Annotated in this window: 4 protein-coding genes; 1 reads left to right on the top strand and 3 read right to left on the bottom strand. The window is 61.6% G+C overall.

Translation table 11 applies throughout. The features are described from left to right. Positions 1-242: 242 nt before the first annotated feature. Positions 243-1,046 (bottom strand): site-specific DNA-methyltransferase, encoded by an 804-nt coding sequence (locus ACLP25_RS20875; RefSeq protein ID WP_442471069.1) that lies wholly within the window; start codon positions 1,044-1,046, stop codon positions 243-245. Between the two features lie 322 nt (positions 1,047-1,368). Beyond that, entirely contained in the window at positions 1,369-2,583 is a 1,215-nt protein-coding gene (locus ACLP25_RS20870) for an MFS transporter (protein WP_442471068.1), read from the bottom strand. 156 nt (positions 2,584-2,739) lie between these two features. On the opposite strand from ACLP25_RS20870, the gene cmk reads away from it, so the two are divergent. Further along, complete coding sequence (gene cmk / locus ACLP25_RS20865; protein ID WP_442471067.1) at positions 2,740-3,369, top strand: (d)CMP kinase; 630 nt, start codon at positions 2,740-2,742, stop codon at positions 3,367-3,369. A 24-nt stretch (positions 3,370-3,393) separates the two neighbouring features. On the opposite strand, the gene ACLP25_RS20860 is transcribed toward cmk, so the two are convergent. After that, positions 3,394-3,750, bottom strand: coding sequence for a MerR family transcriptional regulator (locus ACLP25_RS20860; protein WP_442471066.1), 357 nt, complete (start codon positions 3,748-3,750; stop codon positions 3,394-3,396). Between the last annotated feature and the right edge of the window lie 201 nt (positions 3,751-3,951).

Raw genomic sequence — 3,951 nt, 5'->3', positions numbered from 1 at the left:
CTCTATACGTTTTGTTTCATCTGGGTAAGCTTTCGCCCGAGGGCGGCCCGGCGAGAATATGAGTGACCGAGAGTTTTGGCAAAAAATGATAACATATAGAATTAGCTCGTCTAGGCAGTGTTCGAGACGAGACCAGGAAAAAAGCGTCCTCCCGACGGCGTAGTAGGACGATTTCACATAGAGTGGGTCGTTTACAAACGGGTTTGGTTTGCTCGGAAATAATACGCGCCACTATTTCGTGATCATGGCTCAACATAAGAGTATGCCGAAAGTAGACGGTACACTTTAATGGCGTACCCTTTGAAGATCAGTTCCGGCTTGTCACTAGGGAACACTTCCTCTCCAGTATATGGATTTACTATGCCATAGAACAAGCTCTGCACAAAACGGTCCCCTTTCCCGTTTGCTGTCGTATCTATCTTTCGGAAGTCTCCGCGTGGGTCTCGACCATCCGGTTCCGTAAAGACAGCGTATTGTGCATTGGCTTTCTCGCTTCTCTGCATCAAATTGAACGATAATTCAGCCCTAGTCTGTTTAGACGAGCTATCCCTCGACTTCGCCCATACTAATATATGTTCGTGTACATTACCGATCTTCCGATCGTTCGGTGGACCATCTCTCTTTTGCCAAGAGATATAAACTATAAAAGTTTTCCGCCCGAAAACCTCGTCGGCGATTATCTTTAGATAGTGCGCCTCACCGTCATCTAACGAAATCCAAATTGAGCCATCTTCCCTCAGCAGTTCCCTAAGAAGCTCCAAGCGTGGCCACATCATCGCGAGCCACTGCGAATGTTCAATGTTATCGTCGTAGTGTTCGAACGCTGATCGAGTGTTATAGGGTGGATCGATATAGATACACTTCACTTGACCCGCAAAAAAGGGAAGCAACGCCTTCAACGCATCGAGATTGTCGCCCTGAATGAGCATGTTTCCGGAGTCGGGGGCACCGGAGCTGAGGTCAGGCGCCTCCTCCAGTAGGCGATAAGAAACTTTTGTCGCGGCGCGCACATCTTCGTTGCGCGTCAGCCAGTGCAAAATGGGCATGCTAGTCGATTCGCTGCGTTTCCCTACTTCCTGCCCGACGTCGGCGACGGGGTAAACAGCGAGATTGCGAATTAAGGCGGTGCTCGCCCGGTTCGCTGGTAGCGGGGCTTCCCATAATCAGAATTATGTGATACTATCTTTCAATGAATGGGAAGATCAGCTCGCCCGTCAGGATGGTCCCGCTCAGGGCGCGATCGCTTTTCGAAAAGTGCGGATGCGAGGCCCGGAGACGCAATGCGCGAAATCGAGCGGTGCCGGGACGCCCGGAAAATCTGCTGCAAACCCCTGAAAAGGCCCAAAACCGAACTGGAAGCGCCGCCCCTCAGTGCGCCGTCAGATGCTCGCCTCGGCGCTCCGGGCTGAAGCGGATCACGATGGCGATGGCCACCGCGACGACCCCGGCGACCAGCGCCAGCGCAAAGGCGTAGTTCCCGTCGTTGGCCTCGGCGATCCGGGCCTGGAACGGGCCGTTGTAGGAGGCCAGGAAGTTGCCGGCCTGGTAGACGAACGCCGGGATGGTGGCGCGGGCGGCGCCCGGCGCGAGCTCGTTGAGATGGGCCGGAATGACGCCCCACGCCCCCTGCACCGCGACCTGCATCACGAAGGCGCCGACGGCCAGCATGACCGGGGTGGTCGAATAGGCCCACAGCGGCAGAGCGGGCAGCGCGAGGAGGGCGCCGATCGTGATCGCGTTCACCCGGCCGATCTTCTCCGAGTAATGGCCGAAGGCGAGCCCGCCGACGATCGCCCCGATGTTGGCGACGATGGCGATCCAGCTCACCGTCGCCGGGTCGAACTTGTGCTGCTTCTGCAGGAAGGTCGGGTAGAGGTCCTGCGTGCCGTGGCTGAACAGGTTGAAGCACATCATGAGCACGACCATGTAGAGGACGAGCCCCCGGTTCTCCGTGACCGTCGTACAGAGATTGGGCTTCTCGCGCGACTGCGAGGCCTCGAAGGCCGGTGATTCTGGCACCGCGGCGCGGATGAATAGCACCACGAAGGCCGGCAGCACGCTGAGCAGGAACATTGCCCTCCAGCCGAACGTGTAGTCGCCGAAGGTCCGGCCGTAGAACAGCCCGTAGGCGACAGCCGCGAGCAGAAAGCCGTTCGGATAGCCGCACTGCAGGATCCCCGACACGACGCCGCGCGACTGGGGCGGGATCGACTCCATGGCGAGCGAACTGCCGAGTCCCCACTCGCCGCCCATGGCGATTCCGAACAGCGCTCGGAGGATCAGGAAGACGGTCAGGTTCGGCGAAAGGGCCGCGGCGGCACCGATCAGCGAGTAGCAGAGAATGTCCAGCATCAGCGCCGGCTTGCGCCCCCAGAGGTCGCCGATGCGGCCGAAAATGAAGGCCCCGATGAAGCGCATCGCCAGCGTGAGGAAGAGCGCATAGGCGACGGCCGAGACCTCGACGCCGAATTCTTTGGCGATGTCCTTGATGACGAAGGTCAGCACGAAGAAGTCGAACGCGTCCAGCGTCCAGCCCAGATACGCAGCGACGATGGTCCGGATCTGCTGCCCCGTCAGGTTCATGCTGGCCCTCGCGTAGCGACCGGCGGTCGGACGCATTTCGTCTTGCGTCACTTTATCGCAGGCGAATCGCCTCCGCCAAGGCGCGTCTCGACAGCGGGGCGGCGGGATTCTAAGAGCCGGTTCGGACAACCGGCCCAAAGGGATTGAGCGCTCGGGATGATCATCGCCATCGACGGTCCGGCGGCTTCAGGCAAGGGGACGATCGCCCAGCGCCTCGCCGTTCGCTACGGTCTGCCGCATCTCGACACCGGGCTCCTCTACCGGGCGACCGCCGCGGCGCTGATGGGCGCGGGGCGCGACCTCTACGACGAGCGCGCCGCGATCGCGGCGGCGCGGGGCCTCGGCCTGACCGAATTCGACGAGACCATGCTCCGCCGCCGGGAGATGGGCGAGGCGGCGTCGGTCGTGGCGGCCATGCCCGGGGTCCGCGAGGCGCTCCTCGAGGCCCAGCGCGCCTTCGCCGCCCGGCCCGCCGGCGCGGTGCTCGACGGCCGCGACATTGGCACGGTCGTATGTCCGCGCGCCGACGTGAAGATCTTCGTGACCGCCAGCGCCTCCGCACGCGCCCAGCGGCGCGCGCTCGAACTCGCTCAGCGCGGCGAACGGGCGGACTATGGCGCGATCCTGGCCGACATCGAGAAGCGCGACGCCCGGGACTCGGCGCGATCGGCGGCGCCTCTGCGCGCAGCCGAAGACGCGGTCCGGCTCGATACGACCCATCTCTCGATCGAGGAGGCGGTCGCCGAGGCTCAGCGAATTGTGGAAGCGGCCCGCGTCAGGGCCTAGGGCGCACGGCGCGGGCGGCTGGGTTCAGGCGGCGTCGCGCGACAGGCGGCTGTGGGTCGCGCGCAAGCGCTCGATCGCGCTGTCGATCTCCTCGCGCTGCCGCTCGAGGTGGCCGATCTGATTCGCGATTTGCTGAGGCTGCAGCCGCTCTTCGATGTCGGGTGTTTCGCTCGCGCCCCTGCCGCCGATCAGGTCGGTGATTTCGGACAGAGTGAAACCGAGCTTCTTGCCCCTGAGGATCATGCCCATCCGGGTCCTGTCAGCGCTGCGATAGTAGCGGGCGCTTCCTTCGCGACGGGGCTTGATCAGACCCCGGTCCTCATAGAACCGTAACGTACGCAGGCTGACCCCATACAACCGCGCCATCTGACTGATTGTCATTTCGTCTTGCCCCATATTGGGAGCAGGGTCGGCCTCGCCTTCGAGCGCATTCGAAGACGCGCTGTTCGAATAATTTAGGGACGACATCCGGCTCATGACCTTTCCTTTCGTCGGCGCCGTTGCTGTTCGCGCCTAACCGCAGACATCCTGATCTCGAAGGAAAGTGATTTGGCGCCTCAGACGAGCGAGTAGATGATTTTG

Origin of the sequence: Roseiarcus sp. (assembly GCF_052145395.1) — a bacterium.
In the GTDB taxonomy this organism is placed as follows: Bacteria; Pseudomonadota; Alphaproteobacteria; order Rhizobiales; family Beijerinckiaceae; genus Roseiarcus.
This window is presented reverse-complemented; position numbering and strand designations above follow the sequence as displayed.

Coding starts and splice junctions, on each gene's coding strand:
- ACLP25_RS20875 (WP_442471069.1), bottom strand. CDS start 1,046: ATGCCCATTTTGCACTGGCTGACGCGCAACGAAGATGTGCGCGCCGCG.
- ACLP25_RS20870 (WP_442471068.1), bottom strand. CDS start 2,583: ATGAACCTGACGGGGCAGCAGATCCGGACCATCGTCGCTGCGTATCTG.
- cmk (WP_442471067.1), top strand. CDS start 2,740: ATGATCATCGCCATCGACGGTCCGGCGGCTTCAGGCAAGGGGACGATC.
- ACLP25_RS20860 (WP_442471066.1), bottom strand. CDS start 3,750: ATGACAATCAGTCAGATGGCGCGGTTGTATGGGGTCAGCCTGCGTACG.